The sequence below is a fragment of the Neobacillus niacini genome (assembly GCF_023715785.1).
GTDB classification, from domain to species: Bacteria; Bacillota; Bacilli; order Bacillales; family Cytobacillaceae; genus Neobacillus; species Neobacillus niacini_E.
Genome location: NZ_JAMBOX010000096.1, coordinates 1 through 395 on the forward strand (window position 1 = coordinate 1; position 395 = coordinate 395).

At 63.5% G+C, this 395-nt stretch carries 1 protein-coding gene; it reads right to left on the minus strand.

The window, feature by feature from the left end; all coding sequences use genetic code 11:
• Positions 1–395: ATP-binding protein (locus M3234_RS29005; RefSeq protein ID WP_262307951.1), on the minus strand; the 395-nt coding region annotated here is incomplete at both ends.

Sequence of the window (395 nt, forward strand, 5' to 3'; positions counted from 1 at the left end):
TTCCACAGCTCGACCAGCGGCAGGTATTCGCCGCGCACTTCCAGCACGCATTCGCCGCCCGCCAGCGGCTTCAGCTCTTCGCCGCGCGGCTGCAGGGATTCCATTACCGCGTTAAGCGGCAGGATAAAGACTTCGTCCGCCACGCGCACCGACATGCCGTCGAGGATTGCCAGCGTCAGCGGCAGCAGAATACGGATGGTGGTGCCTTTGCCCTGCTTCGAGGCGATCTCGACGTGGCCGCCCATCTCCTGGATGTTTCGCTTAACCACATCCATGCCGACGCCGCGGCCCGACACGTCGGTGACCTGCTCAGCAGTGTAAAAGCCGGGGGCGAAGATCAGCATGCCGACCTCTTCGTCGCTCATGTTTTCGCTGACCGGCAGGCCGGACGAGAG